Source organism: Microbacterium sp. CGR2, assembly GCF_003626735.1.
Lineage (GTDB): Bacteria > Actinomycetota > Actinomycetes > Actinomycetales > Microbacteriaceae > Microbacterium.
Genome location: NZ_RBHX01000001.1, coordinates 84659 through 111002, shown reverse-complemented (window position 1 = coordinate 111002; position 26344 = coordinate 84659). Strand labels below are relative to the sequence as shown.

At 68.3% G+C, this 26344-nt stretch carries 31 protein-coding genes and 1 tRNA gene; 19 read left to right on the top strand and 13 right to left on the bottom strand.

Annotated features, from left to right (window positions below; all coding sequences use genetic code 11):
- The first annotated feature begins 1 nt into the window (after position 1).
- From D7252_RS00610 to D7252_RS00600, 3 genes are all read left to right on the top strand, one after another.
- Positions 2–292 (top strand): hypothetical protein, encoded by a 291-nt coding sequence (locus D7252_RS00610; protein ID WP_183055123.1) that lies wholly within the window; start codon positions 2–4, stop codon positions 290–292.
- Between the two features lie 161 nt (positions 293–453).
- Positions 454–1056: an FABP family protein gene (locus D7252_RS00605; protein ID WP_120773635.1), complete on the top strand. Its 603-nt coding sequence runs from the start codon at positions 454–456 to the stop codon at positions 1054–1056.
- Between the two features lies 1 nt (position 1057).
- Positions 1058–2182, top strand: a complete 1125-nt coding sequence (locus tag D7252_RS00600) for a folate-binding protein YgfZ (protein WP_120773634.1) — start codon at positions 1058–1060, stop codon at positions 2180–2182.
- Between the two features lie 81 nt (positions 2183–2263).
- On the opposite strand, the gene D7252_RS00595 is transcribed toward D7252_RS00600, so the two are convergent.
- The gene (locus D7252_RS00595) at positions 2264–3094 is read right to left on the bottom strand and encodes a class I SAM-dependent methyltransferase (RefSeq protein WP_120773633.1); all 831 of its coding nucleotides are present in this window, start codon (positions 3092–3094) and stop codon (positions 2264–2266) included.
- A gap of 69 nt (positions 3095–3163) precedes the next feature.
- On the opposite strand from D7252_RS00595, the gene D7252_RS00590 reads away from it, so the two are divergent.
- A complete protein-coding gene (locus D7252_RS00590) occupies positions 3164–3913 on the top strand; it encodes a phosphoglyceromutase (RefSeq protein WP_120773632.1) in 750 nt (249 codons plus the stop codon).
- A gap of 112 nt (positions 3914–4025) precedes the next feature.
- Here D7252_RS00590 and phoU read toward each other — a convergent pair whose 3' ends face one another.
- Positions 4026–4724 carry a phosphate signaling complex protein PhoU gene (gene phoU, locus D7252_RS00585; RefSeq protein WP_120773631.1) on the bottom strand — a complete coding sequence of 233 codons (699 nt, stop codon included), beginning with the start codon at positions 4722–4724 and terminating at the stop codon, positions 4026–4028.
- 222 nt (positions 4725–4946) lie between these two features.
- On the opposite strand from phoU, the gene D7252_RS00580 reads away from it, so the two are divergent.
- Both D7252_RS00580 and D7252_RS00575 read left to right on the top strand, forming a co-directional pair.
- Positions 4947–6170, top strand: coding sequence for a cell wall metabolism sensor histidine kinase WalK (locus D7252_RS00580; RefSeq protein WP_120773630.1), 1224 nt, complete (start codon positions 4947–4949; stop codon positions 6168–6170).
- The gene (locus D7252_RS00575; protein ID WP_120773629.1) at positions 6167–6850 is read left to right on the top strand and encodes a response regulator transcription factor; all 684 of its coding nucleotides are present in this window, start codon (positions 6167–6169) and stop codon (positions 6848–6850) included. Before D7252_RS00580 ends, D7252_RS00575 begins: the two co-directional genes overlap by 4 nt.
- A gap of 83 nt (positions 6851–6933) precedes the next feature.
- On the opposite strand, the gene D7252_RS00570 is transcribed toward D7252_RS00575, so the two are convergent.
- Positions 6934–7467: a DNA modification methylase gene (locus D7252_RS00570; RefSeq protein ID WP_120773628.1), complete on the bottom strand. Its 534-nt coding sequence runs from the start codon at positions 7465–7467 to the stop codon at positions 6934–6936.
- A 135-nt stretch (positions 7468–7602) separates the two neighbouring features.
- On the opposite strand from D7252_RS00570, the gene D7252_RS00565 reads away from it, so the two are divergent.
- The 5 genes from D7252_RS00565 (at position 7603) to D7252_RS00545 (ending at position 12474) form a co-directional block, all read left to right on the top strand.
- The gene (locus D7252_RS00565) at positions 7603–8085 is read left to right on the top strand and encodes a CarD family transcriptional regulator (protein ID WP_120773627.1); all 483 of its coding nucleotides are present in this window, start codon (positions 7603–7605) and stop codon (positions 8083–8085) included.
- A gap of 70 nt (positions 8086–8155) precedes the next feature.
- Complete coding sequence (gene ispD / locus D7252_RS00560; RefSeq protein WP_120773626.1) at positions 8156–9403, top strand: 2-C-methyl-D-erythritol 4-phosphate cytidylyltransferase; 1248 nt, start codon at positions 8156–8158, stop codon at positions 9401–9403.
- Between the two features lie 9 nt (positions 9404–9412).
- Positions 9413–10822 carry a cysteine--tRNA ligase gene (gene cysS / locus D7252_RS00555; protein WP_120773625.1) on the top strand — a complete coding sequence of 470 codons (1410 nt, stop codon included), beginning with the start codon at positions 9413–9415 and terminating at the stop codon, positions 10820–10822.
- On the top strand, positions 10815–11819 hold the full coding sequence (gene rlmB, locus D7252_RS00550) for a 23S rRNA (guanosine(2251)-2'-O)-methyltransferase RlmB (RefSeq protein WP_120773624.1): 1005 nt from the start codon (positions 10815–10817) through the stop codon (positions 11817–11819). The genes cysS and rlmB overlap by 8 nt, the downstream gene beginning before the upstream one ends.
- Before the next feature lie 13 nt (positions 11820–11832).
- Positions 11833–12474, top strand: coding sequence for an NAD(P)-dependent oxidoreductase (locus tag D7252_RS00545; protein WP_120773623.1), 642 nt, complete (start codon positions 11833–11835; stop codon positions 12472–12474).
- A 6-nt stretch (positions 12475–12480) separates the two neighbouring features.
- Here the strand turns inward: D7252_RS00545 and D7252_RS00540 are convergent, their stop codons facing one another.
- Together D7252_RS00540 and D7252_RS00535 are read right to left on the bottom strand one after the other, a co-directional pair.
- Positions 12481–13779 (bottom strand): DUF4032 domain-containing protein, encoded by a 1299-nt coding sequence (locus tag D7252_RS00540; RefSeq protein WP_120773622.1) that lies wholly within the window; start codon positions 13777–13779, stop codon positions 12481–12483.
- Between the two features lie 86 nt (positions 13780–13865).
- Positions 13866–14972, bottom strand: a complete 1107-nt coding sequence (locus D7252_RS00535; protein WP_120773621.1) for an ABC transporter ATP-binding protein — start codon at positions 14970–14972, stop codon at positions 13866–13868.
- A 233-nt stretch (positions 14973–15205) separates the two neighbouring features.
- Here D7252_RS00535 and D7252_RS00530 point away from each other — a divergent pair, with 233 nt between their 5' ends.
- The 3 genes from D7252_RS00530 to D7252_RS00520 all read left to right on the top strand — a co-directional run bounded on the left by D7252_RS00530 (position 15206) and on the right by D7252_RS00520 (position 16841).
- Complete coding sequence (locus tag D7252_RS00530) at positions 15206–16165, top strand: thioredoxin domain-containing protein (protein WP_120773620.1); 960 nt, start codon at positions 15206–15208, stop codon at positions 16163–16165.
- Positions 16166–16206: 41 nt separating this feature from the next.
- Positions 16207–16279: transfer RNA gene (locus D7252_RS00525), tRNA-Thr, on the top strand.
- A 223-nt stretch (positions 16280–16502) separates the two neighbouring features.
- Complete coding sequence (locus tag D7252_RS00520) at positions 16503–16841, top strand: ATP-dependent DNA ligase (protein ID WP_120773619.1); 339 nt, start codon at positions 16503–16505, stop codon at positions 16839–16841.
- 12 nt (positions 16842–16853) lie between these two features.
- On the opposite strand, the gene D7252_RS00515 is transcribed toward D7252_RS00520, so the two are convergent.
- The gene (locus D7252_RS00515) at positions 16854–17153 is read right to left on the bottom strand and encodes a hypothetical protein (RefSeq protein WP_120773618.1); all 300 of its coding nucleotides are present in this window, start codon (positions 17151–17153) and stop codon (positions 16854–16856) included.
- Between the two features lie 76 nt (positions 17154–17229).
- Here D7252_RS00515 and D7252_RS00510 point away from each other — a divergent pair, with 76 nt between their 5' ends.
- Together D7252_RS00510 and D7252_RS00505 are read left to right on the top strand one after the other, a co-directional pair.
- Positions 17230–17574, top strand: coding sequence for a hypothetical protein (locus D7252_RS00510; RefSeq protein WP_120773617.1), 345 nt, complete (start codon positions 17230–17232; stop codon positions 17572–17574).
- A 56-nt stretch (positions 17575–17630) separates the two neighbouring features.
- Positions 17631–18584 carry an aldo/keto reductase gene (locus tag D7252_RS00505; RefSeq protein WP_120776717.1) on the top strand — a complete coding sequence of 318 codons (954 nt, stop codon included), beginning with the start codon at positions 17631–17633 and terminating at the stop codon, positions 18582–18584.
- Here D7252_RS00505 and D7252_RS00500 read toward each other — a convergent pair.
- The 5 genes from D7252_RS00500 to D7252_RS00480 form a co-directional block, all read right to left on the bottom strand.
- Positions 18575–19300 (bottom strand): response regulator transcription factor, encoded by a 726-nt coding sequence (locus tag D7252_RS00500; RefSeq protein WP_120773616.1) that lies wholly within the window; start codon positions 19298–19300, stop codon positions 18575–18577. The genes D7252_RS00505 and D7252_RS00500 overlap by 10 nt on opposite strands.
- Complete coding sequence (locus tag D7252_RS00495; protein WP_120773615.1) at positions 19297–20568, bottom strand: sensor histidine kinase; 1272 nt, start codon at positions 20566–20568, stop codon at positions 19297–19299. Before D7252_RS00495 ends, D7252_RS00500 begins: the two co-directional genes overlap by 4 nt.
- A gap of 9 nt (positions 20569–20577) precedes the next feature.
- Positions 20578–21384: an ABC transporter permease gene (locus tag D7252_RS00490; protein ID WP_120773614.1), complete on the bottom strand. Its 807-nt coding sequence runs from the start codon at positions 21382–21384 to the stop codon at positions 20578–20580.
- Positions 21381–22292, bottom strand: coding sequence for an ABC transporter ATP-binding protein (locus D7252_RS00485; RefSeq protein WP_120773613.1), 912 nt, complete (start codon positions 22290–22292; stop codon positions 21381–21383). The genes D7252_RS00490 and D7252_RS00485 overlap by 4 nt, the downstream gene beginning before the upstream one ends.
- Before the next feature lie 93 nt (positions 22293–22385).
- Positions 22386–23012: an SOS response-associated peptidase family protein gene (locus D7252_RS00480; protein ID WP_120773612.1), complete on the bottom strand. Its 627-nt coding sequence runs from the start codon at positions 23010–23012 to the stop codon at positions 22386–22388.
- 102 nt (positions 23013–23114) lie between these two features.
- Between D7252_RS00480 and D7252_RS00475 the strand changes: the two genes are divergently transcribed.
- On the top strand, positions 23115–24041 hold the full coding sequence (locus D7252_RS00475; RefSeq protein ID WP_120776716.1) for a DMT family transporter: 927 nt from the start codon (positions 23115–23117) through the stop codon (positions 24039–24041).
- Here D7252_RS00475 and D7252_RS00470 read toward each other — a convergent pair.
- Positions 24038–24598, bottom strand: a complete 561-nt coding sequence (locus D7252_RS00470) for a nitroreductase family protein (protein WP_120773611.1) — start codon at positions 24596–24598, stop codon at positions 24038–24040. The genes D7252_RS00475 and D7252_RS00470 overlap by 4 nt on opposite strands.
- Positions 24595–24999 carry a peptide-methionine (R)-S-oxide reductase MsrB gene (gene msrB, locus D7252_RS00465; RefSeq protein WP_120773610.1) on the bottom strand — a complete coding sequence of 135 codons (405 nt, stop codon included), beginning with the start codon at positions 24997–24999 and terminating at the stop codon, positions 24595–24597. The genes D7252_RS00470 and msrB overlap by 4 nt, the downstream gene beginning before the upstream one ends.
- Before the next feature lie 71 nt (positions 25000–25070).
- Here msrB and D7252_RS00460 point away from each other — a divergent pair, with 71 nt between their 5' ends.
- Both D7252_RS00460 and D7252_RS00455 read left to right on the top strand, forming a co-directional pair.
- Positions 25071–26066, top strand: a complete 996-nt coding sequence (locus D7252_RS00460; RefSeq protein ID WP_120773609.1) for a DUF2332 domain-containing protein — start codon at positions 25071–25073, stop codon at positions 26064–26066.
- Between the two features lie 9 nt (positions 26067–26075).
- Positions 26076–26333, top strand: coding sequence for a DUF3263 domain-containing protein (locus D7252_RS00455; protein ID WP_120773608.1), 258 nt, complete (start codon positions 26076–26078; stop codon positions 26331–26333).
- Positions 26334–26344: the final 11 nt, after the last annotated feature.

The following is a 26344-nucleotide window of genomic DNA, read 5'->3' as shown; positions in this document are numbered from 1 at the left end:
CATGACGGATCCAGCACTCGCGCCGCGTAACGCGTTCGTCGGAGTGGTCGCCGTATGGGCGGCCACCTTCGTCGCCACGATAGCCGTGGGCATCTTCGTGCCCGAAGAGTGGCGTGTCTCGTGGATGCTCGTCGCCTTCGGCGGCGTCGTGCTGCTCTCGTTCGCGGTGCAGCTCTGGTTCGGCCGCACACAGGGCTTCATCTTCCGTGTGGCCAGCAGCGTGACGGGAGCATTGCTCCTCATGGGCGTCATCTCGGTGGGCTTCGGCCTCGCCGCCCTGATCCCCACCTGATTCCGGTCCGACGTCGGTGGTGGCGCGGTAAGGTGGAGGCCATGGACCTCATGGCGCTCGAAATCTTCTTCATCGGCCTCCTGGGCCTGGCGAGTCTCGCTATCGTCTTCGTCTCGGCCGTGGTTCTTCGCAACCTCTTCCGCGGCCAGCGCTGACCGACCGTGATCGAGCTGCCCACCGACCTTCCGGCTGATCTCGCCCCCCTCTCCTGGCTGATCGGGGTCTGGGAGGGATCCGGTGTCATCGACTATCCCGTCGGCGAGCAGCGCCTCCAGGGGGAGTTCGCCCAGCGGGTCAGCTTCAGCCATGACGGCGGTCCATTCCTCAACTACTCGGGTACGGCGACCTTCACCGGCGAAGACCAGTCCCTCTCCGTACCGCTGATCGCAGAGACCGGGTTCTGGCGCCTCTCGCGTCCGGCCGCGGCAACGGATGCCGGTCCCGCGCTCCTGCCTCCGCAGAGTGAAGCCGTGCTTCGGACCGTCGACGACGTCGAGGAACTGCGCGGCGAGAACGGTGCGTTCCCCATCGAGGTGTCGCTCGCGCACTCCGACGGCATCCTGGAGTTCTATCTCGGGGAGATCAACGGTCCCCGCGTCGACATCGCCTCAGATGCCATCGTCCGGGGCGCCGGAACCAAAGACTATGCGGCGGCGTCGCGGATGTACGGACTCGTCGACGGACACCTGCTCTGGGCCTGGGACATCGCCGCACTCGGCACTCCGCTGCGTGCGCACGCCTCGGCGCGTCTGGCTCGGGTCTGAGATGAGTGTTTTCGAGGGCATCAGCGGAGCCGTCGCCGGCGATCTCGGCATCGGGCATTTCGGCGATCCTTTCCGTGAGCAGCGCCGCCTGGCGGCGGGCTCAGCGGTCGTCCCGCTCGACGACCGCGTCGTGATCCAGGTGTCCGGGCCGGAGCGACTCGGCTGGCTGGACTCCGTCACCTCGCAGTCCGTGGGGCGGCTCGCCGCCGGTGACAGCACCGAACTGCTCGTGCTCGACCCTCAGGGCCGCGTCGAGCATGCGGCCGGCGTCGTCGACGACGGTTCATCGACCTGGCTGATCGCGGATGCCGCCGATGCCGAGGCGCTCGCCGGCTGGCTGACCCGCATGAAGTTCCGGACTCAGGCCAGCGTGGATGTGCGCCGGGACCTCGTCCTGCTGGGCTTCGTCGAGGGGGGATCCGCTGCCGAGCTCGTCCGCGCGGCTGGTGCGTCGCGCGGCGGCGTGCCTCTCGTGTGGGTCGATCCCTGGCAGCAGGTGAGCCTGGGCGGGCACCAGTACGCCGAGGTCGCCGAGCATCCCGGGGCAGCGCTGGCGTGGCGGGTCGGCATCCTTCCGGCAGACGTCGTCGAGGCCACGTTCGCCTCCGTCGACCACGATTCCGTCGCGGGGCTGATCGCAGCAGAGGCGTTGCGCGTCGCCGCGTGGCGTCCGCGCTGGGCGGCGGAGGTCGACGACCGGTCGCTGCCGCACGAGTCCGACTGGATCCGTACTGCCGTGCATCTGAGCAAGGGCTGCTACCGCGGGCAGGAGACGGTCGCGAAGGTGCACAACCTCGGGCACCCGCCCCGTCGGCTCGCTGCCCTCCAGCTCGACGGCAGCGAAGCGGTCCTTCCCGAGCCCGGCTCCCCGGTCTTCGTCGGCGATGACGAGGTGGGGCACATCACGTCCGTCGCACGCCATCACGAGGACGGACCGATCGCGCTTGCCATCCTCGCCCGACGGACGCCCGTCGGCGACCTGGTCGTGCGGGCTGACGGCATCGACGTGGCGGCCGCTCAACAGGTCATCGTGCCGGCCGATGCGGGGGCCACGGCAGACATCCCGCGGCTCACGCGCCTTTCGCGCCGGCCGTCAGCGCCGGATCCGCGCGGCGCAGGCCTCTGAGCCCGTTTCCTCACTTCGACTCGCTTCGCTCGCTCGGTACGGCGCTCGTCACCGCGCGCCGCGGTCGACGACCGGGCTCGATCAGTGTTCGTTCGCGGGCGCGACGGCATCCCACGGCAGGGTGATCTCGCCGAGGCGCCAGCGCGCACGCCCGCCGAGCACCGGCCATCCCTGCTCGCGGATCGCCGTGACCGCCGCCAGGAACCTCTGAGTGGCGCCGAACGTGGAAAGGGCTGCGGCGCGCTCCCATTCGCGGTCGAGGTCGACCAGCAGCGCGTGGATCCGCTCACCCGGGATGTTCCGGTGGATCAGCGCCTTCGGCAGCCGCTCGGCGACGATGCTCGGACGCTCCAGACCGGACAGACGCAGCGAGATCGTGAACCGGACGGGCGTGCCGTCTGGCTGCACATCGACCCAGCTCGCCACCCGACCGATCTCGTCGCACGTACCTTCGATGAGGAGCCCGGTCGGCGCCAGCCGTGCGGCCATCGTCCGCCAGGCACTCGGCACGTCCGCCTCGTCGTACTGACGCAGCACGTTCATCGCTCGGATCACCGCGGCACGCCGACCGTCTGGGAGCGGCACCTCGAATCCGCCGCGCGCGAAGGAGACCCGGAGGTCCGCGGGAAAGCTGGTGCGTCCTTCGCGCACCTCGGTGAGTTGGTGCTCAGCGGTGGCCACCCGTCCCGGGTCCAGCTCCAGACCTCGCACTTCGGCATCCGCACGGGCTCGGCGCAGGCGGGCGGCCAGCTCGAAGGCGGTGACGCCGCTCGCCCCGAAACCGAGATCGACGACGAGCGGATCCGCTGCCCGCAGGAAGGCCGGGCTGGCCGAGATCCAGCGATCGTTACGGCGCAGCCGGTTGGTCCCGGTCGTGCCGCGCGTGGGTCGACCGAGCGGAGATGGCGCCATGGGTCAATCTTCTCCCGTCCCGCTGTTCACGAACCAATCCGAAGGGCCTCGCGCGGATAAACTGGCGGCATGACTTCGAAGCGCACCCTGATCCTGCTCCGTCACGGCCAGAGCGAATGGAACGAACTGAACCTCTTCACCGGCTGGGTGGACGTCCGTCTCACCGAGAAAGGCAAGGGGGAGGCTCGCCGCGGCGGCGAGCTGCTCGCCGAGGCCGGCATCCTGCCGGACATCCTCCACACGTCGCTGCTGAGTCGTGCGATCCAGACGGCCGACATCGCGCTCGATGCCGCAGACCGCCTGTGGATCCCCGTGACGCGGTCGTGGCGCCTCAACGAGCGCCACTACGGTGCGCTCCAGGGCAAGGACAAGGCGCAGACGCTGGAAGAGTTCGGACCGGAGCAGTTCCAGCTCTGGCGTCGGTCGTTCGACGTTCCGCCGCCCCTGCTCGATGACGCGAGCGAGTTCAGCCAGGTCGGCGACGCTCGGTACGAGGGGATAGACGGCGAGGTGCCGCGCACCGAGTCACTCAAGCTGGTCATCGACCGTCTGCTTCCCTATTGGGAGGATGCCATCGTTCCCGACCTCGAGGCGGGGAAGACGGTGCTCGTCACCGCGCATGGCAACTCGCTGCGCGGGCTGGTCAAGCACCTGGAGGGGATCGGCGACGACGACATCGCTGGGCTGAACATCCCCACGGGCATCCCGCTGGTCTACGAGCTGGACGAGAACAACGTTCCCACCGCTCCCGGTCGTTATCTCGACCCGGAAGCGGCCGCAGCCGGCGCCGCGGCCGTGGCCGCTCAGGGCAAGAAGTAGCCCAGGGCCTCGCGCTCAACGACGAGGCCCCTCCTCACCGTCACCGGTGCGGAGGGGCCTTATCCGTCTGCGGAGAGGCGGATGCTGCGCTTCGAAGGCGCGCAGGCACGTCTCAGGCGTGACCGAGCTCCCGCTGCTGCTCGACGGCGAGAGCGATCTCGGCCTCGGACACCCGCCAGTCACCGGTCGCCAGGTAGACCATCTTCTTGGCGACAGCGACGGCGTGGTCGGCGAAGCGCTCGTGGTAACGGCTGGCGAGCGTCGCGTCGACGGTGGCCGTCGCTTCGCCCTTCCAGTTGTCGCTGAGCACCTTCTCGAAGACACTCGCGTGCAGTTCGTCGACGTCGTCGTCCGCGTTGCGGATCGTGTCGGCGAAGCGGAGGTCTCCCGTGCGCAGCAGGTCGGAGAGCGTGCGAGAGATCTCGACGTCGAGTTCGCCCATCTTGACGAAGGTTCCCTTGAGACCGCGCGGGATGGCACGTTCGGGGAAGCGGAGACGAGCGAGCTGTGCGATGTGCTCGGACATGTCGCCCATGCGCTCGAGCGACGCGCTCACGCGGAGCGCGGTCACGACGATGCGCAGGTCACGGGCGACCGGCTGTTGGCGGGCGAGGATCTCGATCGCCAACTCGTCGAGCGCCACGGCCAGCTTGTCGATGTTGGCGTCGTCGGCGATGACCTCCTCGGCGAGAGCGACGTCGCTGGTCGCGAACGCGCGAGTCGCCTTGTCGATGGAGACCGTCACGAGATCGGCGATCTCGACGATCCCGGATTGCAGGTCCTCGAGGGACTGGTGGAAGACTTCGCGCATGGGGCGCAACCTTTCGTTCGAATCTCGGCTGTGTGGGTTGTCAGCGCGAAACGGCGGTCGTCCGCACGCAGGGAGCAGGACTGCGCTCCCGCACAGGCCCGAAGCGATTGTCTGCTTCGAAGGTTAACGAACGGTGCCCAGAACGTGAATACTACTTCGCGCTCTGGTGCCAGGGCGCGGAAACTCGCCGGACGGCCGGTGAACGCACTCTACGCTTAGTGCATGACCTTGCCGCAGCTCGCGCTGTTTTCACTCGCCGTCGGGCTGGTGATCGGCGTGGGGCTCAGCCTCGTCGTGGTGTGGGCCTACCGGGCCCGCGCACGGGCCGAGGAGGAGACCTCCCTCGCGATTCCGACCGGGATCATCGATGTTCTCGACAGCATGGACGACGCCGCCTGCGTGGTCGATTCCTCCGGGCACGTCCTCGCGGCATCCCAGGCGGCGGCACGCTTCGGTATCGAGGTGGGCTCCACGCTGGACAATCCCGAGCTGCGTCAGCTCGTGCGCGGTGTCAAGATCGCGGGCGGCTCCAACACCGAGTCGATGCGGATCACTCGCGGCGGGCTGAGCCTCGATCCGCGACTGGTCTCGGCCCGTGCGAGCGTGCTGGGCGCGCGCCTGGTGCTGCTGATCATCCGTGACGTCACCGAGCAGGAGCGCCTCGATCAGATGCGGCGCGACTTCGTCGCGAACACCAGTCATGAGCTGAAGACGCCGGTCGGCGCGGTCAGTCTCCTCGCCGAGGCGATCGAGTCGGCTGCCGATGACCCGGCGCAGGTGCGCATCTTCGCCGCCCGGATCTCTGCCGAGGCGGGGCGTCTCGGTCAGCTCACCGGCCGCATCATGAGCCTGTCGCGCCTGCAGGCGGAAGACGGGCTCACCGAAGTCGCGCCGGTGAACATCGACGAGGTCATCGCGTCGTCGACCGAGGCCCACGTCGTTCAAGCCGACTCGGCAGGGGTCGAGCTCACGCGTGGTGGTGACCGCGGTGTCTGGGTGCGTGGAGATGCCCAGATCCTGATCGAGGCCGTGGGCAACCTGATCGCGAACGCGATCGTGTACTCGCCCCGAGGTTCGCGGGTGGGCGTGGGGGTGAAGGCGCTCGACGACATCGTGGAGATCGCCGTGTCCGACCAGGGGATCGGCATCGCCGAGGCCGACCGTGAGCGGATCTTCGAGCGGTTCTACCGCGCGGATGAGGCGCGTTCGCGGCGCACCGGTGGCACCGGTCTCGGCCTGTCCATCGTCAAGCACGCCACACAGCGCCACGGTGGCGAGGTGCGACTGTGGTCTCGCCCCGGCCGGGGCTCCACTTTCACGATCCGACTCCCGAGGATCGCCGCGCCCGAGAACCTCGATCGCGGCAAGAAGAGCAAGAAGAAACGTGCGCGCAAGGCTGCCACTGCGGCAGCACCCGCGCACGTCCGAAACGGAGAGAGAGCATGACCCGCATCCTTCTCGTCGAAGACGAGCCCGACCTCGCGGATCCCCTCGCGTACCTGCTGCGCCGAGAAGGTTACGAGGTGGAGATCGCCGAAGACGGACCCGGCGCGCTCACCGCGTTCCGCGAACGCGGCGCCGACATCGTCCTGCTCGACCTGATGCTCCCCGGAATGCCGGGCACGGAGGTGTGCCGTCAGATCAGGTCGACATCGGCCGTCCCGATCATCATGCTCACCGCCAAGGACTCCGAGGTCGACATCGTGGTGGGCCTCGAGCTCGGCGCGGACGACTACATCACCAAGCCGTATTCGTCACGCGAGCTGCTCGCGAGGATGCGGGCCGTGCTGCGCCGCGTCGTCCAGGCCGACAGCGAACTGGACGAACGGATCCTCGACGGCGGTCGCGTCTCCCTCGACATCGATCGGCACACCGTCGCTGTGGCGGGTGCGCAGATCAACATGCCGTTGAAGGAATTCGAGCTGCTCGAAGTGCTGATGCGCAATTCGGGGCGCGTCCTGACCCGCGGACAGCTCATCGATCGTGTCTGGGGGAGCGACTACTTCGGTGACACCAAGACCCTCGACGTGCACATCAAACGCATCCGGTCGCGCATCGAGGAGAATCCCAGCGAACCGGTGATGCTGGTGACGGTACGCGGGCTGGGATATCGCTTCGAAGGTTAGACCGAGTACGAGAAGAGGCCGGCCGCCCCTCGGGGCGCCGGCCTCTTCTCTCGCGGGGAACGCGAGGTGTCAGGGGTGAACGATCACTCTGCCGGTGCGGGGGCAGCGGTGTCGGTCGGCATCGGCGTCGGTGACGGCGTGGACTCGACCATCTCGGGGACGAGGTCTGCGTAGTAGGGCAGGGTGCCGTCCAGCACGGGGATCTCGCTCTTCGCGCCGGTGGAATCGCCCGACTGGAAGTGCATCTCGACCGTCGCTCCTGGCAGCGTGTCGAGGTCGACGATCCGCAGGGGCTCTTCGTCGCCGCCCAGGCTGACGGTCTTGCCGGCGGGGACGGTGACCGTGAACGGGTCGCTGCCCTTGAGTCCGATCGTCAGCGTGGCGCTGTCTTCGGTCGGGTTCGCGAGCGCAGCGACGAAGTTGCCGACCGAGCCGTCTTCAGTGGCGACGATGAGCGCGTTGCGCACGTCGATCGGACCCGCGTCGTCGGAGATGTTCACACCGTCCGAGGCCGAGTACTCGATGGTCGTCGCCTGGGGCGAGATGAACGTGCATCCCGTCGCGCCGAGAAGAACGAAGGCGCTGATGGCGGCAGACGCAACAAGGCGCGATTTCACGGGTCCTCCTGAGGTCCGGCGGGATGTCCGCACCCATTCTACGGGTATGCGGGAGGCGGCTCGGAGACGACGAGGCGCGAACCTTAGCGCATATTCGCTGTGGTATCCTTGAGGTTGCCGAAAGGACACGTTTTTATGCTTTTTGAGGTTGGCGAGACAGTCGTCTATCCGCACCATGGCGCCGCGACCATCATCGAGGTCAAGGAACGCATCATCAAGGGTGAGGCGAAGAAATATCTGAAGCTCAACGTCACGCAGGGTGATCTCATCATCGAGGTCCCGGCAGAGAATGTCGACCTGGTCGGCGTTCGCGACGTGATCGGCAAGGAGGGCCTCGACCATGTGTTCGAGGTGCTGCGCGCACCGTTCACCGAAGAGCCGACCAACTGGTCGCGCCGCTACAAGGCGAACCTCGAGAAGCTCGCCTCGGGCGATGTGATCAAGGTGAGCGAGGTCGTTCGCGACCTGTGGCGTCGAGACCAGGACCGCGGCCTGTCCGCAGGAGAGAAGCGGATGCTGGCCAAGGCTCGTCAGATCCTCATCTCCGAGCTCGCGCTCGCGGAGAAGACCGACGAAGACAAGGCGAGCACGATGCTCGACGAGGTCCTCGCGTCCTGAGTTCGTTCGAAGGAGCGGATGCTGCGGCATCCGCTCCTTCGTCGTTCCCGGCACCCGGTAGCGTGGAACGGTGACCACGCTCCCCGTTCCCGACACCGCGATCATCGTCGTGGCCGCAGGCTCCGGAACGCGTCTGGAGGCCCGGGCTCCCAAGGCGCTCGTCGGGATCGACGCGCACTCGATCCTCCGTCATGCGCTCGACGGAGTGTTCGCGGCCTCTCCTGCACAGGTCGTCGTCGTCGCACCCGCCGGATACGAGGGCGATGCCGAGGCGGAACTGGCTGCCGCTGCCGGTGACCGTCGCGAACTCGGTCGGGTCGTCACCGGGGGAGCGACCCGCCAGCGGTCCGTGGCTGCCGGGCTTGCCGCCCTTTGGGGTGGGGTGACCTCGGTGCTGGTGCACGACGCCGCCCGCGCGTTGACGCCGCCGAGTCTGATCGACGCTGTCGCCGCCGCCGTGACGGTCGACAGCGGGATCATCCCTGCACTGCCCGTGGTCGACACCCTCAAGAAGGTCGACGGCGATGCGGTCGTCGATGTCGTCGACCGCTCGGAGCTCGCGGCCGCGCAGACCCCGCAGGGATTCCCTCGGCGACTCCTGGAAATGGCCTACGCGGCGGCTCTCGATTCCGGCGTCGAGTACACCGACGACGCCGCGCTGTTCGCCGCGGCAGGCCACCCGGTGCGCCTGATCGCCGGCTCGCCGCGGGCCTTCAAGATCACCACACCCGCCGACCTCGAGCGTGCGCGCCACCTTCTGTCGGGGGAACCGGACGCGCGGGCGGCCTCGCGCATCGCGCCCACCGCTGCAGCGGCCGCGGCCCGCATCGGCGTCGGCACCGACGTGCACGCGTTCGGAGGCGACGGCAACCTGTGGCTCGCCGGACTCGAATGGCCCGGCGAACAACCACTGTCCGGGCACTCCGACGGCGATGCCGTCGCCCACGCGATGGTCGACGCGCTCCTGGGAGCGGCCGGATTGGGCGACATCGGCGAGCACTTCGGAACCGCGCACCCCGAGTACGCGGGTGCACATGCCGATGTGTTCCTCGCGCGGACCCGCGACCTGCTGCGCGAAGCCGGATTCGCGATCGGCAACGTCTCGGTGCAGTTCCAGGGGAATCGGCCGCGGTTCAGCGCACGCCGGATCGAAGCGGAGGGTGTCCTGTCGCAGGCCCTGGGCGGCGCCCCTGTCTCGGTGACGGCGACGACCACCGACGGGCTGGGGTTCTCCGGGCGCGGTGAGGGCGTCGCCGTGACAGCGGTCGCGCTCGTGGTGCCGCGACCGGAAGGTTCGCGCTCAGCCACGCCCGAGTAGGCTTGAGCGGTGACAGTCCGCCTCTACGACACCCGCGCGCAACAGCTGCGCGACTTCGTGCCTCTCGACCCCGAGAACATCACGATGTACGTGTGCGGACCCACGGTGCAGTCCGGCCCGCATATCGGACACGTCCGCGCCGCCCTGAGCTTCGACCTGCTGCGCCGGTGGCTCGCGTACCGCTACGGTCGCGTCACTTTCGTGCGCAACGTCACCGACATCGATGACAAGGTGATCGCCAACGCCACGGACGCCGAGCCCTGGTGGGCGCTCGCCTACCGTATGGAGCAGGAGTTCACGGGCGCGTACTCGGCGATTGGCATCCTGCCGCCGACGTATGAGCCGCGAGCGACCGCGTCCGTTCCGCAGATGCAGGAGCTCATCGCGCTCCTCATGGAGCGGGGGCATGCGTACTCGGCGACCGACGACTCGGGCGATGTGTACTTCGACGTGCGATCGTGGCCGACGTACGGCTCGCTGACGCGCCAGTCGGTCGACGCGATGGAAGCTGCAGAGGATGCCGACCCGCGAGGCAAGCGCAATCCTCAGGACTTCGCTCTCTGGAAGGGTGCGAAGGTCGACGAGCCGGCCGATGCGACGTGGGCCTCTCCCTGGGGCTCCGGTCGTCCCGGATGGCACATCGAGTGCTCTGCCATGTCGAGGCGCTACCTGGGGCCCGAGTTCGACATCCACGGCGGCGGTCTCGATCTGCGCTTCCCGCACCACGAGAACGAACTCGCACAGTCGACGGCCGCCGGCGACGGCTTCGCACGCTACTGGGTGCACAACGGTCTCGTGACGGTGAACGGCCAGAAGATGTCGAAGTCGCTGGGCAACTTCACCCCGGCCGCCGATGTCCTCGGCGAACGAGACCCGCTGGTGGTCCGCTATGCGTTGGCGGCGGCGCACTATCGATCGAGCCTCGATCTCACCGAGTCTTCGTGGGCGGAGGCCGAAACCGCGCTCGGCCGCATCCGTACGTTCCTCGAGCGCGGTGCGAGGCTCGTGGAGCCGGGGTGGGGGCACGCCGAGGAGGGCCTCCCGGACGCATTCGTCGAGGCGATGGACGATGACCTCGCCCTCCCGCGCGCACTCGCGGAGATTCACAACAGCATCCGCTCCGGCAACGCTCTCCTCGATGCGGGGAAGCACGTCGAAGCGAAACAGGACGTGATGGACGTCATCCAGATGACCCACATCCTGGGTATCAATCCGCAGGCGTCCGAGTGGGCTGCCGACACGGACACCGCGTCGGCGTCTGCCCTGGACAATCTCGTCCAGACGATGATCACCCAGCGCGCCCAGGCGCGTGCAGACAAGGACTGGGCGGCCGCGGATCGCATCCGCGATGCGATCGCCGCCGCAGGAATCACGCTGGAGGACACTCCGGCCGGAACTCATTGGAGTATTGATGGTTAAGCCAGGGCGCCCCGGCGCGAGCAACAGCAAGAAGAAGGGCCCGACCAAGGGCACCGGCGGCCTCGGGCGCAAAGCGCTCGAGGGTCGCGGTCCGACGCCCAAGGCCGAAGACCGTGCATGGCACCCCGCAGGTAAGCGCAAGGCTGCGGCCGAGCGCTATGCGGCCTCCGGAGGCAAGGGGAAGCCGGGCCAGCGCTCCGGCGGCAGCCCGAACCGTTCGGCGCGGGCGAAGGACAACACGACCGAGGTCGAGATCGTCACCGGCCGCAACTCGGTGCTCGAGGCGCTTCGCGCCAAGATCCCGGCGACCGCGTTTCACGTGGCTCAGCGGGTGGAGATGGACGATCGGGTCAAGGAGATGCTCTCGATCGCCACGCACCGCGGGATCCCCGTGATGGAGGTGACTCGCCAGGAGCTCGACCGGATGGCCGGGTTCGACGGCGTGCACCAGGGCGTCGCCATCAAGGTGCCGCCGTACGAGTACGCGCACCCGCAGGATCTCCTCGAACAGGTGATCGACCGTGGCGAGGTGCCGTTGTTCGTCGCGCTCGACGGCATCACCGATCCGCGCAACCTCGGTGCGATCATCCGCTCCGCTGCGGCTTTCGGCGGCCACGGGATCATCGTGCCGCAGCGCCGGTCGGCCGGAGTCAACTCCGCCGTGTGGAAGACGAGTGCCGGGGCGGTCGCTCGCACGCCCGTCGCGCTCGCCACGAACCTCACCACCCAGCTCAAGGAATTCAAGAAGCAGGGTGTGTTCGTGCTCGGCCTCGACGGCGGCGGCGACGTGCTGCTCCCCGACCTCGAGCTCGCCGACCGCCCGGTCGTTATCGTGGTCGGATCCGAGGGCAAAGGTCTGTCTCGCCTCGTCACCGAGACGTGCGACCAGATCGTGTCCATCCCGATCTCGGCGGCGACCGAGTCGCTGAACGCCGGTATCGCGACGTCCGTCGCTCTGTACCAGGTCGCGACCACCCGCGGCGCGAAGAAGTCCTGAGGAAGGTAAGCACATGGCTCGTATCGTCGTTCTCGGAGGCACCGGTTACGCCGGTCGACACATCGTCGCCGAGGCGGTGAGTCGAGGGCACGCCGTGGTCGCGGTCTCCCGTTCCGAAGCCACCGACCCCGTGGCCGGGGCCGCGCACGTGCAGGGGTCGGTGCTCGACCTCGACTCGATCGCGACGTCCTTCGAGGGTGCCGATGCAGTCGTCTCGGCGCTCGCGCCCCGCGGCGACATGGAGGACAAGGTGTTGGGTGCGCTGCGCGCCATCGCCGACCGCCTCACGGGGACCGAGACGCGCCTGGGTGTCGTCGGGGGAGCGGGCGGAAGTCTCGTGGCTCCCGGCGGCCCGCGTCTGTTCGATCTCGATTTCCCGGAGGAGTACAAGGCCGAGGCGCAGGTCGGCATCGATTCGCTCGCGCTCCTTGAGGCGACGGATGCCGGCCTCGACTGGTTCTTCGTGCACCCGGCCGAGGTGTTCGGGCCCTGGGCCGAGGGCGAGCGGACCGGTCACTACCGTGACGGTGGCGACGTGCTGGTGAAGGACGCCGACGGGAAGTCGTACATCTCCGGTGCGGATTTCGCGGTCGCCGTGGTCGACGAGATCGAGCAGGGCAACCACCACCGCGAGCGGTTCACCGTCGGCTACTGAGCGGCGTCAGACCAGGTCCCGCCAGTCGACGGCATCGTCGGTGAGCGACAGCGAACCGGTGATCACGGGCAGGCTCATGGTCTCGGTGGGAGGTCCCATGATGGTGGCCTCGTCGCGACGGTGGCGAAGGACCTCGTTGATGTAGCTGGTGAGCACCTCTGCGAGGGGTACCGAGCGGCCCTGCGCCTGGGAGAGGTACCAGCGGTGCTCGAGCACCTGGTGGAAGACCTCGGCGGGCTCGAGTTTCGCCCGCAGCTCATACGGGATCGCTCGCACGACCGGCTCGAACACCCGGGTGAGCCACTCGTGCGCGTACATCTCCTCATCAGCCCACTGCTTGGTCGAGCGGGCGCGGAACTCGTCGAGATCGTTGAGCAGTCGTCGCGCCTGATTCTCTTCGACATCGAGACCCGTCAGGCGGATCAGTCGGCGTTGATGATGTCCGGCATCGACGACCTTGGGCTGGATCTCGACCTGGGTGCCGTCGGCCGTGGTCGACATCGACATCTCGTCGATGTCGAAACCGAGGGCGTTGAGGCGCTCCACTCGCTCGGTGATACGCCACGTCTCCGCTGTCGAGAACGACTCCTGCGCTGTCAGCTCGGCCCAGAGCGACCGGTACGACGACACGATCCCGTCGGCGATCGCGACGGCATCCACGCCGTGCTCCAGGCGACCGCCCGCAGCGAGGTCCATGATCTCGCCGGCGATGTTCGTGCGCGCCAGGTCGAGGTCGTAGGCACGCTGGCCGTCGGTCAGCCCCTCCTCGTGCAGCTCGCCGGTCTCGGCATCCACCAGGTAGGCGGCGAACGCGCCCGCGTCACGCCGGAACAGCGTGTTCGACAGTGACACGTCGCCCCAGTAGAAGCCGACGTTGTGCAGGCGCACCAGCAGCAGCGCGAGCGCGTCCACGAGGCGATTCGCCGTGTCGGGGCGCAGCACCCGGGTGAACAGCGCACGATACGGCATCGAGAAACGCAGGTGCGAGGTCACCAGGGCAGCCGGGAGCGGGTCGCCCGCAGCATCCGTTCGTCCCGCGATGACGGCCACCCGATCGACGCACGGAACGTCGAGGCGTGCGAGGTTGCCGAGCATGTCGTACTCGCGCTGGGCCATCTCCGCGGTGGTCTCCTTCACGGCGATGACCCGCCCCGACAGGTCGGCGAAGCGCACGAGGTGACGGGAGAGTCCCTTCGGCAGCGAGACGATGTGCTCGGACGGCCATTTCGCCAGCGTCGTGGACCATGGCAACGACAGCAACCCGGGGTCGACGGTGCTGGCGGTGATCCGCAGTGAATCCGGCATGGCGCTCCGAGGGTGAGGAGGAGTTCGGGGGAAAGCAGAAGCGGCGCGGGCGACCCGAAGGTCGACCCGCGCCGCGTCTGGTCGAATCAGACGCCGGAGACGATCGGCTTGTCGTTCAGACGCTCGCCGGACTCGATGTCGAACGCGTGGACGTGACCAGCGGATGCCGCAAGCGTCACGGTCTCGCCGGCGTTCGGGTGGCTGCGACCGTCGACACGCGCGACCAGGTCGGCACGCTTGCCGTTGATGTCGGTGTGGCCGTAGAGGTACCCGTCAGCACCGAGCTCCTCTACGAGGTCGACCGTGACCGAGAGACCCTTGCCGTCGGCGGGACCGACGACGATGTCCTCCGGGCGGACGCCGACCGTGACCTGCGAACCGTTCGCGCGGCCCACGGTGTCGCGGTCGAGCGGGACGACCTCGCTGCCGAAGCGGATGCCGCCCTCGGCGAGGTCCGCCGAGAACAGGTTCATCGCGGGGGAGCCGATGAAGCCGGCGACGAACACGTTGTTCGGCTTCTCGTACAGGTCGCGCGGGGTTCCGACCTGCTGGAGCAGACCGTCCTTGAGCACCGCGATGCGGTCACCCATCGTGAGGGCCTCGGTCTGGTCGTGCGTGACGTAGACCGTGGTGACTCCGAGGCGACGCTGCAGCGAGGCGATCTGCGTACGCGTCTGGACGCGCAGCTTCGCGTCGAGGTTCGACAGCGGCTCGTCCATGAGGAACACCTGCGGCTGGCGGACGATCGCACGGCCCATGGCGACACGCTGACGCTGACCACCCGAAAGGGCCTTCGGCTTGCGGGTCAGGTAGTCCTCGAGGTCGAGGAGCTTGGCGGCCTCGAGCACGCGGGTGGCGCGCTCTTCCTTGTTGACACCGGCGATCTTGAGGGCGAAGCCCATGTTCTCTGCGACGGTCATGTGCGGGTACAGCGCGTAGTTCTGGAAGACCATCGCGATGTCGCGGTCCTTCGGCGGAACGTCGGTGACGTCACGGTCGCCGATGAGGATGCGACCGGCGTTGACCTCTTCGAGACCGGCGAGCATGCGGAGGGACGTGGACTTACCGCAACCGGAAGGACCGACGAGGACGAGGAACTCGCCGTCTCCGACCTCGAGGCTCAGCTTGTCGACGGCCGGACGGGTTCCGCCGGGGTACAGGCGTGTGGCGTCATCGAAGGTGACAGTAGCCATTGTGTTTCTCCTTCACCGGCAGGTACGTGCCGGACGATCCGTTGTGATGGAAGCGGCGGTGCGAGCCGCCGTGACCCGTCTTTGGGTCGGGATCAGTATGACACGAACGATGACACCTGGGTATTTCTCAGCCTGGCTCGTTAGCATCGAACCTGGCCGCGCGTCCCGCGGCGACTGTCGCCCGAGCGATGGTCGGGGCCAACCCGGACCCCCTCAGACTTTCAAGAGGAACGATGTCGAGCGACGAAACGCCGAACGTCCCCACGCCTCGCAATTCCCGCGAGGTCGTACGGGAGAAGGCCCAGAAGGTGCACGCGCAGCAGTCGAGGGCGCGTCTCATGAGACGGATCATCATCGGCGCGGTCGCGCTCGTCGCGATCGGAGCGATCGGCACGGCCGTGACTCTCGCGGTGTCCGCGCAGGTGTCCAAGCCCGAGATGACCCCGACGGGGATGGAAGCGGATGGTGTCGTCGTCAACGACATCGCCGCAATCGCGTCCGCGGAGGAGGGCCTCGCCACGCCCGCGCCCGAGTCGACCGAAGCCGGCGAGACGGCCGCTCCGACGGCCGAACCCACTCCGGAGCCGACGGCAGCCGAGCGGGTGGAGATCCACGTCTACGTGGACTACCTGTCGCCCGACGCGGGCGAATTCGAGCGGGCCAACGCGTCGCAGCTCGCCCGGTGGATCTCGACGGATGCGGTGGCGGTCAGCTACCACCCCGTAGCGCTTCTCACCGCCAGCTCGAACGGCACCAAGTACTCGTTGCGGGCAGCGGCCGCTGCCGCGTGTGTGGCGACGCACTCTCCTGCACAGTTCTATGCGTTCAACCACGATCTGCTTCAGGATCAGCCAGAGGTGGGAACCGACGGATTCTCGGACGAGGACCTCGCCGATCTCGCCGGTGCCGTCGGCGCAGACAACGCCAAAGATGTGCGCACGTGCATCGAAGGCGGCGACTTCGTGACCTGGGCGAAGGATGCGACGACGCGTGCGCTCGAAGGTCCGCTCGCCGGCTCCGAAGACCTCGTTCTGAAGGCCGCGCCGATGATCATCGCGAACGGCGAAGCTTACGTGGGTGCGCTGGACGATCCCGACGAGTTCGCGAACTTCATGCTGACGGTCGACAACGATGCTTCCCAGGAAGCGACGCCGTCGCCCACCCCGACTCCGACGGAGACACCCGCCCCGTAGGTCGAGGGAGGGTCGGTGCCATCGCTAAGCTGGTGGCATCCGCCGACTTGGCGCAATTGGTAGCGCACCGTACTTGTAATACGGGGGTTGCAGGTTCGAGTCCTGTAGTCGGCACTGTTGTGGTGGTCACGCCTGTTCCACAGGTTCGCAACCGATGCCGTGCCCTGCCGCGCTGACGGTGAGCGCATCGCGGGGTCGGGTGACTATCATCACTCGCGAAAACTGACAAGGGTCTCGTGCGGACGGCGTGCGGCTGAGAGTCTCGAAGAACCACTCATGCAACCAGCACGGTCGCACCTCTTGACACAGGTTTTGTGGCGGACAGAGGACTGATCGGATGGGTAGATTCATCTACGACGGCAACGTGAAGACCGAGATCGAGGATCGTGCGCTCACGCACATCCAACTGGTGGTGACGTCGAAGCTGAGGCGCGGCGAGCCCTTCGGATTCACCTGGAGAGAAGACGCGAGCATCGGCGGCGGGCGAACCACCGTGTGGTTGCACCCTGGCAGCTCGCTCGTCTTCAAGTACGCCGGCAGCCGGCAGCCGTCCATCAACCGGCACTGGATCGACGCCCTCGCGTACACAGCGAACGCACCGACCGGGCTCTATCTCGTGCCCGAGCCGCCCGACCCCATGTCGACTGAGCAAAAGGGACCGCTCCCGCCGGTCTGACCCTCGTTGGCCTCAGCGGACGGCCTGTGCGAGAACGAGATCGCCGGTGGCGTTGAGGCGTTCCATCAGTTCCGCCACATGACCCGGGGTGACCTGCGGGATGGACTCGCTGTCGAACGCGAACTGCAGCGGGATGGCGGGATGAATCCACGCGCTGCAGACCGCGCCGGGATCACCGCCAGGCGGATGCCATGTCATCATGAAGCTCTCTTGACGACGGAGCTTGGTTCCGATGACGACCTTCAGGTGCGCCAATTCGACGTCCTCGATCAGGATCGAAGGCAAGCTGCTGTCATATCGGAGTTTTCCCATGCCTCACCGTCGGTCGCGGGCCGGTGGCGTGTCAACCCCCTAGGCGATTGGACGTCGGTGCGGGCACCGTTTGGGCATGAAGCATGTGACATTCGGTGAGAAGGCGCACTTCCTCGGCGACGATGCAGCGGACACGCTCGTGGAGTACGCGAAGGCGCTCGGGAACGCGGACCACAGTGACACCGTGACCCTGGCAGCCGTGGACGATCATGGCAACAGTGTGGAGGCCACGTTCCTCCTCAACCCCAGCTCAGCGATGTTGGTCGAGACCTCCTCGAGCAACATGGCGGAGCCGGACAACGACGCAGCCATCGAGGACATGCGTGCGCGGATGGCGCGGCTGACCGACCCCCCGGAAATCGTGGCGGAACACGAGTCACCATCGCCCGATGACGCGGGTCACCACTCGACGATGGGATAGTCGCGGGCAGGTGCGTACAGGGAAATACCAGGGTGCCGCCGATCGTTGTCCCGGTCATGACACGCATCGGAAACAGTGATCTCGACGTCTTCCCGCTCGCGCTCGGCGGCAATGTGTTCGGCTGGACCGCCGACCGCGACGGCTCCTTCGCCGTTCTCGACGCCTTCGTGGCAGGAGGAGGCGATTTCGTCGACACGGCTGATTCGTACAGCTCCTGGGCGCCCGGCAATGCGGGCGGCGAGAGCGAGACGATCATCGGTGAATGGCTCGCGTCCCGGAAGCCGGCGGGCGTCGTCATCGCGACGAAGGTGAGTCAGCACCCGGACTTCCCGGGTCTTTCCGCCGCGAACGTCCGCCGGGCCGCTGAAGCGTCGCTCTCGCGCCTGGGTATCGACACGATCGACCTGTACTACGCGCATTTCGACGACGAGAGCGTGCCGCTGGAGGAGACCGTCACCGCGTTCGGTCAGCTCGTGGATGACGGCCTCGTCCGACACGTCGCCGTGTCGAACTATTCGGCCGAGCGGATCCATGAGTGGTTCGATATCGCGAAGCGCACCGGCGCGGCCCTTCCGGTCGCCGTACAACCCCACTACAACCTCGTGCACCGCAACGACGTCGAGCAGACGATCGTCCCGGTGGCGGAGGAGTTCGGGCTGAGCCTCGTTCCCTATTACTCGCTCGCGAGCGGATTCCTGACGGGCAAGTATCGATCGACGGATGCCGCGGGCCGGACGTCGCCGCGGGCGCAGGGCGCGGCGAAATACGCCACGGACGCAGGACTTCGCGTCATCGATGCCCTGGCGGAGATCGGGGACGCGCACCGGGAGTCGGTCGCTTCGACGGCGCTGGCATGGTTGCGGGCCCAGCCCGCCGTCGCCGCGCCGATCGCGAGCGCGCGTACCGTCGAGCAGCTCCCGGATCTTCTCGCGGGTGCCCGCCTCGACCTCTCGGCCGAGGAGATCCAGCGGCTCAACCGTGTCTCGGAGTGGTCGCCCGCTCAGGCGTGACGTGCGTCGCGCGGGCGCGGCGGGTCGTCGTCCGTCGTGCTCCCGACGAGCCCGAGCCGGTGCGCCAGGATCACCGCGTGAATGCGATCGCGAGCCTCGAGCTTGGCCAGGATGCGCCCGACGTGGGTCTTCACCGTGGATTCGCCGACGTAAAGGGTCTGCGCGATCTCCGCGTTGGTCAGCCCGCGCCCGATGGCGAGGAAGACCTCGCGTTCGCGGTCGGTGAGCTCCGCCAGGCGTGAGCTGTCGGCGGGATCCGGATGGGGGCGGGCTTCGCCAGTGCCCAGCCCCGGGGTCACGTGCTCCATCAGCATCCGGGTGATGCGGGGCGCGAGGGCTGCATCTCCTCGGTGCACCGCCCGCACGGCGGAGATCATCTCGTGCCGTTGCGCATCCTTCAACAGGAATCCGCTCGCACCCGCACGGATGGCGCCGAAGGCGTACTCATCCAGATCGAAGGTCGTCAGCACGAGGACTCGGGTCTGCGGGTGATCCCGCACGATCGCCTCCGTGGCGGCGATGCCGTCCATCCCCGGCATCCGGATGTCCATGAGCACCAGGTCGGGTGTGAGGCGGGCGGTCTGGGTGATCGCAGCATTGCCGTCCGCCGCTTCGCCCACCACCTCGATGTCGGACTCCGCCTCCAGGACCATGCGGAAGCCGACGCGGATCAATTCCTGATCGTCGACCAGCAGTATTCGGATCGTGTCGGTCACGGAAGTTCCTCCATCGGTGGATGCGGGGTCGAGGGTGACGCCGCCGTCGCGGGGAGCTCGGCGCGAAGCACCCAGCGTCCGCCGTCATCGGGTTCGGACCGCACGCGCCCGTTGACATGGGCGGCGCGCTCGATCAGACCCTGGATGCCGAAGCCGCCCGTATCGGCTGTACCGGTGACGCCGTCGTTGACGATCTCGATGGTGACGGTGTCGGTCTCGTAGGCCAGGCGCACCGCGATGGTGGTCGCCGCGGGAGCATGGCGCATGGCGTTCGTCACACCCTCCTGGACGATGCGCCCCACGGCATGGGCGACGGCGGGGGAGACCTCCGCGTCGCCGCTGACAGTGAAGCTCACCGGGTAGCCGGCGCGCTGGGCGGCGGACACTGTGTCGCGGGGAGGGGTGGGCTCCATCGGGGCCAGGGGCAGCGGAGAATCGGGGTCGCGGAGAACCCCCAGCATCGATCGCATCTCCGCCAACGCGCCGCGAGCCGTCTCCGCGGCCGACGTCGATGCGGCACGTGCCTGATCGCGATCGGGGGTGGCGACGGCTCCCTCCGAGAGCGCGACGATCACGGTGAGCGAGTGCGAGACGATGTCGTGCATCTCGCGGGCGATACGAGCGCGCTCCGCCGCGGCAGCCAGTTGCGCCTGCTGATCGCGTTCGACCAGCAGCTGCCGGGAGCGGTCGATGATGGCCGTGAGGTAGCGCTTGCGCTCGCCGACATTGACGCCGATGAGAGTGCCGATCAGCCCCAGCACGACGCAGTTGAGGATGCTGTTGACGCCGTCCTGCACCGGGATCACCTCGGTGAGCATGAGCGGCAGCGCGACGGCGCTCACGACGCCCGCTCCGACCCCGAGGGCGATCCAGGCGGTCCGTGAGGAACCGTAGACCGCAAGTGCGTAGCAGGACACGATGACGAGCGGACTGCCGCCGGGAGCCATGCCGAGCAGGAAGAGCAATTCGAGGGAGAAGGCGGCGATGAAGCCCACGAGCGGTGCGCGTCGTCGCCACAGAAGCGTCGCGCAGGCGACGGTCACCGTCACCGGAGCGAGCACGGCGAACACCAGCGCCCACGGCTCGGGGACTTGGGGGTCGATGCGCGCTGCGGCTCCCAGCGAGAGCAGCAGGCAGATCGCCGTGATCAGCACGTCTACGACGACCGGATGGCGAGCCCAGAACCGGCGGAGCACGCCCGGTGCACGCGGAAGCCGCAGCTCCTCGTCCTCGCGGATCGAGTCGCTGCGGCTGCGCGTTCTGCTCACGGGCCGACTCTACGCGTCGCGCGTACGGAGCACGGCCCATGCGGACAGCATGCCGGCGACCACCCAGCAGGCCAGCGTGAGGTAGGCGACCGGCTCATCCAGCCCGGTGCCGGGGATGATGACGCTCTGCGCTGCCGCGACGGGCAGGTAGTTCGCAGCATCCATCAGCCACTTCCAGCTCTCGCCGGCGACGGCGAAGATCGACGAGACCACGGGCAGCACGAAAAGCAGCCCGACGGTCGCGGCGATCGCGCCGGCGCCGGAACGGATGATGAATCCGAAGGCGACGCCGATGAGCGCGAACACGGCCATCGCGAGTGAGGCGACCAGGATCGGGAGGAATGACGCGGCGGGGTCGGACCAGTCGATGCTGACGTCGCGAGTCGACACGACCAGGGAGACGGCCACGGCGGCGAGTCCGAAAATGATCAGCGAGGACACGAACAGGAACACCGCCAGCACGACGGCCTTCGCGGCCAGCACCGAACCGCGGACCGGATCGGCGGTGAGGGTCGAGCGGATCATGCCGGTCGAGTACTCGCCGGTGACGGAGATCGCCCCGAGGATGCCGGCGAGGAGCATCGTGAACTGAATGGGCAGCACGACGGCTTGGATCGGGGCGAACCCTGGAGCCTCCACGGCCTGCGCGATCAGCACGGCGATACCGACGGTGAGCACGGCGGTCAGGCCGATCGACCACCACGTCGAGCGCAGCGTGGCGAGCTTGATCCACTCGCTGTGGACGGCGCGCGGGAATGACAGTCGCTGTCTGCTGTCTCCGCGGTTGACGGTCTGTGCGGGTGCCTGGACGGTCATGAGATCTCCTTGGTCCGGTACTCGACGGCGTCGCCGGTGAGGGCGAGGTAGGCCTCTTCCAGTGAGCCGGTGGTGGGCGTGAGCTCGTGCAGCGGGATGCCGCGTTCGGCGGCGAGATCGCCGATTCGAGAGGCCGGCAGGCCGATCACGTCGAGGAGGTCGGGAGCCGAGCTGACGACCTCCACGTCGGGTCCGCCGACAGCCGCCACGAGGTCCGCCGCCCGGGGTGTGCGTACGCGCACGGTGTTGGTCGTCCAGGCGCGCACCAGTTCGTTCAGAGGAGCGTCAGCCAGAACCTTCCCGCGTCCCATCACGATGACGTGGTCGGCGGTCTGCGCCATTTCGCTCATCAGGTGGCTCGAGAGCAGGACAGTGCGACCCTCGGATGCGGCGTGACGCACGAACTGTCGCACCCAGCGCACACCCTCGGGGTCGAGCCCGTTGACCGGCTCGTCGAGGATGAGCGTGTGCGGGTCGCCGAGCAGCGCAGACGCGATGCCGAGTCGCTGACCCATGCCGAGCGAGAACTTGCCGGCGCGCTTGCGGGCCACGGCGCCGATGCCGGCGAGGTCGATGACCTCGTCGACACGGGAGGCCGGGATGCCGTGCGTCGCCGCCATCGCGCGGAGATGGTTGCGTGCCGTGCGACCCGTGTGGACGGCCTTCGCGTCGAGGAGCACGCCCACCTCGGTCAGTGGCGCTCGAAGCTTTCCGTATTCGCGTCCGCCGACGGCAGTGCGACCGGACGTCGGGCGGTCGAGACCGACGATCATGCGCATGGTGGTGGATTTGCCGGCGCCGTTGGGTCCGAGGAACCCGGTGACGCTTCCTGGCTGGACCGTGAACGACACGTCGTCGACGGCTGTCTTGTCTCCGAACCTCTTCGTGAGGCCTTCTGCTGTGATCATGGTGTCAACGCTACGGAGCGGCGGTTCGGGGCGCGTCCTCCCGCGGTACGGTTCTCGGGCGCGCAGGGTCCTCCCCGCGGTGGACGGCGAGGATCAGTCGCGAGGCCGCGCGCGGACCCGCTCCGCCATCTCGTCCGAGGCGATGATCGCCTCGTCGATGATCTCCCTGGTGGGCGGTGCCGTCAGCCACTCGTGGCTGAGTGACGCCGGGATCAGCAGCGGCATCCGGTCGTGCAGCTCGGCGAGATGGGCGGGCGCGGGCCTCATCACGACCGAGTAGCAGGTGAACCACGCGCCGTCCGAGGTGCGCCCGCGCTGAGTGACGGCCGCCATTCCGAAAAGCGCTCCGTCGTCGACGCGAAACTCGTGCCACTGCCGCGAGGGCTTCTGCATCTCGTACCAACTCGTCGCCGGGACGATCGCTCGCGACTTGGCGCCGCCCGGGCGATCCTGCAGGCGCTCGGAACGCGTGTTGATCGAGGGGAACTTCGCCGGCTCGCCGTTCACGAGGAAACCCCACCACGCCGGCTCGAGAATCGGCGCTTCTTCGGGTTGGACCACCAACGGATTGAGATTGCGGAGATTCTTGCCGGTGGGTCGGAGCGTCTCGCCGGCGTTCCGCTCCGCCCACGAGCGCAGACCCTCGAGGACCGCGTCGTCGGCTTCGGCGAGGAGTTCCGCGTCGGTGAACCGGGGATCGAGGCCGTAGCTCGCGCACATGCCGTCAGCGTAGCCGCGCCCGCGGACATTCGGTCGGAATGGGCGCATCCGTCGCTCGGGTAGGGTCGACAGGTGCCCGCCGCCCGCCGAATCCCCGCCCCTCTGGCACTCGGGGGAGCAGTGGCGATCGGCGTCATGACCGCGGTCCAAGCGCGCATAAACGGCGTGCTGGGGGTCAGGGTGGACGACGGCATCGTCGCCGGGCTCCTCTCGTTCGCCGTAGGACTTCTCGCGCTCGCGATCGCGATCTCGTGCATGCCGGGAGCGCGGCGCGGCGTCGCCCGCCTCGCGAAAGCAATCCGACACCGCAGCATCCCGTTCTGGATGCTGCTCGGCGGCGCCTGCGGCGCCCTCACGGTCTCCACCCAGGGCCTCACCGCCGGCGTCCTCGGGGTGTCTCTCTTCAGCGTCGGGGTCGTCGCCGGGCAGACGCTCAACGGGCTGGTCCTCGACCGCATCGGCTTCGGTCCGGCCGGGGTCGTCGCCGTCACTCCCGGTCGCGTGATCGGTGGTGCGCTGGCGCTCGCCGCGGTCGCCATCTCGCTCTCCGGGAACGTGCTCGCATCCGCCCCGCTGTGGATGCTGCTGCTGCCGTTCGCCGCGGGAGTCGGCATCGCGTGGCAGGCGGCCACGAACGGCAGGCTCGCCCAGCGGGTCGAGTCGCCGATCGCTGCGACCCTGATGAGCTTCATCGCCGGCACGGTCGTGCTCCTGTTCGCGGCCGCGGTGAGCGTCGCTTTCCGAGGGATGCCCGGGGCTCTGCCGACCGAGCCGTGGCTGTATCTCGGAGGGTTCCTCGGAGCCGCCTACATCCTGCTCGGCGCGTTCATCGTCGCCCACACCGGGGTGCTCCTGATGGGGCTGGGTTCGGTGCTCGGGCAGCTCGTGACCTCGGTGGTCATCGACCTGATCTGGCCGACAGCCGCGGGGCCTGCGCTCTGGCAACTCGTCGCGATGGTCGCTGTGGCCGTCGCCTCCGTCGTGGTGGCGGTTCCACGACCGCGCCCTCGTCGCGGTCGTGGGCGTTAGCCCTTCTTCGGCTTCTTCGCCTTCTTCGGCATCCGGGTCACGAGCTTGCGAGCATCGACCGGCTTGCGACGGCCCGGCCGCCGGCCGGCCGGCTTGCCGCCCACGTACAGCCAGCCCAGGAGCTCCTCGTTCTTACCGAGACCATGAGCCTTGGCCACGGCCTTCGAGCGGGTGTAATGCCCCGTCCGCCAGATGACGCCCCAGCCGGCTTCGTCGAGCAACAGACTCAGCACGTGCGCGACACCGGAGGCCACGGCTTCCTGCTCCCAGCGCGGCACCTTCTCGCTCTTGCGGTAGCTGGCGACGACCGCGATGACCAGCGGAGCGCGCAACGGCTTCGTCGACGGGCTGGAGTCGCCCTGCGCTTTTGCGATCGCCGCACCCAGCACCTCTCGATCGGCGCCGCGCAGCTCGATCAAGCGCCACGGTCGCAGCGACGAGTGGTCGGCGACGCGGCCCGCAGCGCCGACGTAGGTGAGCAGCTCTTCGCGGGTCGGCGCCGTCTCGTCGACCTTGGACCACGACTGGCGTGCGCGGACGGCGTCGAGCGCGGTCACGAGGCGTCGGGGGTGAAGTTCATCGCGATCGAGTTCATGCAGTAGCGGTCGCCGGTGGGGGTACCGAAACCGTCGGGGAAGACGTGTCCCAGATGTGAACCGCACTTCGCGCACCGCACTTCGGTGCGTTGCATCCCCAGGCTCGTGTCCTCGATGAGCTCGACCGCGTCGGGACGGATCGATTCGTAGAAGCTCGGCCACCCGCATCCGGAGTCGAACTTGGTGCCGCTCTTGAACAGCTCGGCGTCGCACGCTCCACAGGTGTAGAGCCCGGCACGCTCCTCGTCGAGCAGCTCACCTGTCCACGCCCGCTCGGTCGCGGCCTGGCGCAGCACGGCGTACTGCTCATCGCCGAGCTCCTCGCGCCACTCGTCTTCGGTCTTTTCCACGCTGTACGTCATGTGTCCTCCTGAGTCCTCTCCATTCTCCCTCCTGCGGCACCACGTCGGGTGACTCGGGTCAGAATGGACGGATGACGGATGCTGTCCAGCAGCGCTACGCGCGGTTCGCCCGACTCGAGGCGCCGGGTCGGAGCGCCCTCTACGCGGAGTGGGCGGCAGGCGTGGCGGAGGACCCCGAGGCGCAGCGGATCCTGACCCGCATACCGGAGACCCGCAGACAGCCGCCCCTGGTGTTCGCCGTCACGCGTCTTCTCGGGGTCGGCCAGGACGGCTACCCGGCCTGGCGGCGCTTCCTGCTCGAGCACGCCGACCGGATCGTGGCCGAATGCGGAACCCGTCGACTCCAGACGAACGATCCGCTGCGGCTCGCGGCGCTGCTCCCCGTCCTGTCCGAGATCGACGGTCCGCTCGCGTTGCTGGAGGTGGGGGCATCCGCAGGGCTCTGTCTCTATCCGGATCGCTACTCGTACCGGTTCCACGACGCGGGCGGCGGACTCCGCTTCGCGCTCGATCCCGTCGACGGGCCGTCCGAGGTGGTCCTGGAAAGCCGGGTGCACGGATCGCTGCCAGCGCTGCGGATGCCCGATGTCGTCTGGCGGGCGGGCATCGACCTCGCGCCGCTCGATGCCGCAGATGAGGGCGATCGACGCTGGCTGCGAGGCCTGGTATGGCCGGGCGAGACGGGGCGCGAGGAACGTATCGATGCCGCCCTCGACATCGCCGCCGCTGATCCTCCCCATCTCGTCGCCGGCGACGCCGCAGCCCACCTCCAGGCCCTCGCCGATCAGGCCCCCGACGACGCGACCCTCGTCATCACGACTCCGGGTGTGCTGGTGCACATTCCGCGGGCGGAGCGCACTGCTCTCGTCGACCGCATCACCAGGCTGGCGGGGGCGCGCTGGGTCACGATCGACCCACCGGGTCTGCTCGACATCTGGGAACCCGCGGTCGACGCCGCCGACTGGCCGGGGTTCGTCGTCGCCCTCGACGGGCGGGTGCGCGCCGCAGCGGATCCACTCGGTGGATGGTGGGAGTGGCGCGCGGGTTCCGCCGCTGATGCGTCCTAACCTGGAGCCATGCTCGGAGACCTCACGGAGCGCGATCGCGCGATCCTCGCCCTCGAGGCGGCCTGGCCGCGTCACGGCGGGGCGAAGGAAGAGGTCATCCGGGCGCAGCTCGGGATGAGCGCCGCCCGGTACTACCAGCTCCTCGCGCGACTGATCGATTCCGATACGGCTCTGGAGTACGACCCGATGCTGGTGCGTAGGCTCCGCCGGATCAGGGACTCCCGGGCTCGGAGACGGACGGCGCGGGCGCCGGGCTTCGTCGGCTGACCGCATTTCCG

Bases quoted from the DNA above. Each gene is read 5' to 3' on its own strand.
- D7252_RS00610 (WP_183055123.1), top strand. From the start codon at position 2: ATGACGGATCCAGCACTCGCGCCGCGTAACGCGTTCGTCGGAGTGGTC.
- D7252_RS00600 (WP_120773634.1), top strand. From the start codon at position 1,058: ATGAGTGTTTTCGAGGGCATCAGCGGAGCCGTCGCCGGCGATCTCGGC.
- D7252_RS00595 (WP_120773633.1), bottom strand. From the start codon at position 3,094: ATGGCGCCATCTCCGCTCGGTCGACCCACGCGCGGCACGACCGGGACC.
- D7252_RS00590 (WP_120773632.1), top strand. From the start codon at position 3,164: ATGACTTCGAAGCGCACCCTGATCCTGCTCCGTCACGGCCAGAGCGAA.
- phoU (WP_120773631.1), bottom strand. From the start codon at position 4,724: ATGCGCGAAGTCTTCCACCAGTCCCTCGAGGACCTGCAATCCGGGATC.
- D7252_RS00580 (WP_120773630.1), top strand. From the start codon at position 4,947: ATGACCTTGCCGCAGCTCGCGCTGTTTTCACTCGCCGTCGGGCTGGTG.
- D7252_RS00575 (WP_120773629.1), top strand. From the start codon at position 6,167: ATGACCCGCATCCTTCTCGTCGAAGACGAGCCCGACCTCGCGGATCCC.
- D7252_RS00565 (WP_120773627.1), top strand. From the start codon at position 7,603: ATGCTTTTTGAGGTTGGCGAGACAGTCGTCTATCCGCACCATGGCGCC.
- rlmB (WP_120773624.1), top strand. From the start codon at position 10,815: ATGGTTAAGCCAGGGCGCCCCGGCGCGAGCAACAGCAAGAAGAAGGGC.
- D7252_RS00545 (WP_120773623.1), top strand. From the start codon at position 11,833: ATGGCTCGTATCGTCGTTCTCGGAGGCACCGGTTACGCCGGTCGACAC.
- D7252_RS00540 (WP_120773622.1), bottom strand. From the start codon at position 13,779: ATGCCGGATTCACTGCGGATCACCGCCAGCACCGTCGACCCCGGGTTG.
- D7252_RS00535 (WP_120773621.1), bottom strand. From the start codon at position 14,972: ATGGCTACTGTCACCTTCGATGACGCCACACGCCTGTACCCCGGCGGA.
- D7252_RS00530 (WP_120773620.1), top strand. From the start codon at position 15,206: ATGTCGAGCGACGAAACGCCGAACGTCCCCACGCCTCGCAATTCCCGC.
- D7252_RS00520 (WP_120773619.1), top strand. From the start codon at position 16,503: ATGGGTAGATTCATCTACGACGGCAACGTGAAGACCGAGATCGAGGAT.
- D7252_RS00515 (WP_120773618.1), bottom strand. From the start codon at position 17,153: ATGGGAAAACTCCGATATGACAGCAGCTTGCCTTCGATCCTGATCGAG.
- D7252_RS00510 (WP_120773617.1), top strand. From the start codon at position 17,230: ATGAAGCATGTGACATTCGGTGAGAAGGCGCACTTCCTCGGCGACGAT.
- D7252_RS00505 (WP_120776717.1), top strand. From the start codon at position 17,631: ATGACACGCATCGGAAACAGTGATCTCGACGTCTTCCCGCTCGCGCTC.
- D7252_RS00490 (WP_120773614.1), bottom strand. From the start codon at position 21,384: ATGACCGTCCAGGCACCCGCACAGACCGTCAACCGCGGAGACAGCAGA.
- D7252_RS00485 (WP_120773613.1), bottom strand. From the start codon at position 22,292: ATGATCACAGCAGAAGGCCTCACGAAGAGGTTCGGAGACAAGACAGCC.
- D7252_RS00480 (WP_120773612.1), bottom strand. From the start codon at position 23,012: ATGTGCGCGAGCTACGGCCTCGATCCCCGGTTCACCGACGCGGAACTC.
- msrB (WP_120773610.1), bottom strand. From the start codon at position 24,999: ATGACGTACAGCGTGGAAAAGACCGAAGACGAGTGGCGCGAGGAGCTC.
- D7252_RS00460 (WP_120773609.1), top strand. From the start codon at position 25,071: ATGACGGATGCTGTCCAGCAGCGCTACGCGCGGTTCGCCCGACTCGAG.
- D7252_RS00455 (WP_120773608.1), top strand. From the start codon at position 26,076: ATGCTCGGAGACCTCACGGAGCGCGATCGCGCGATCCTCGCCCTCGAG.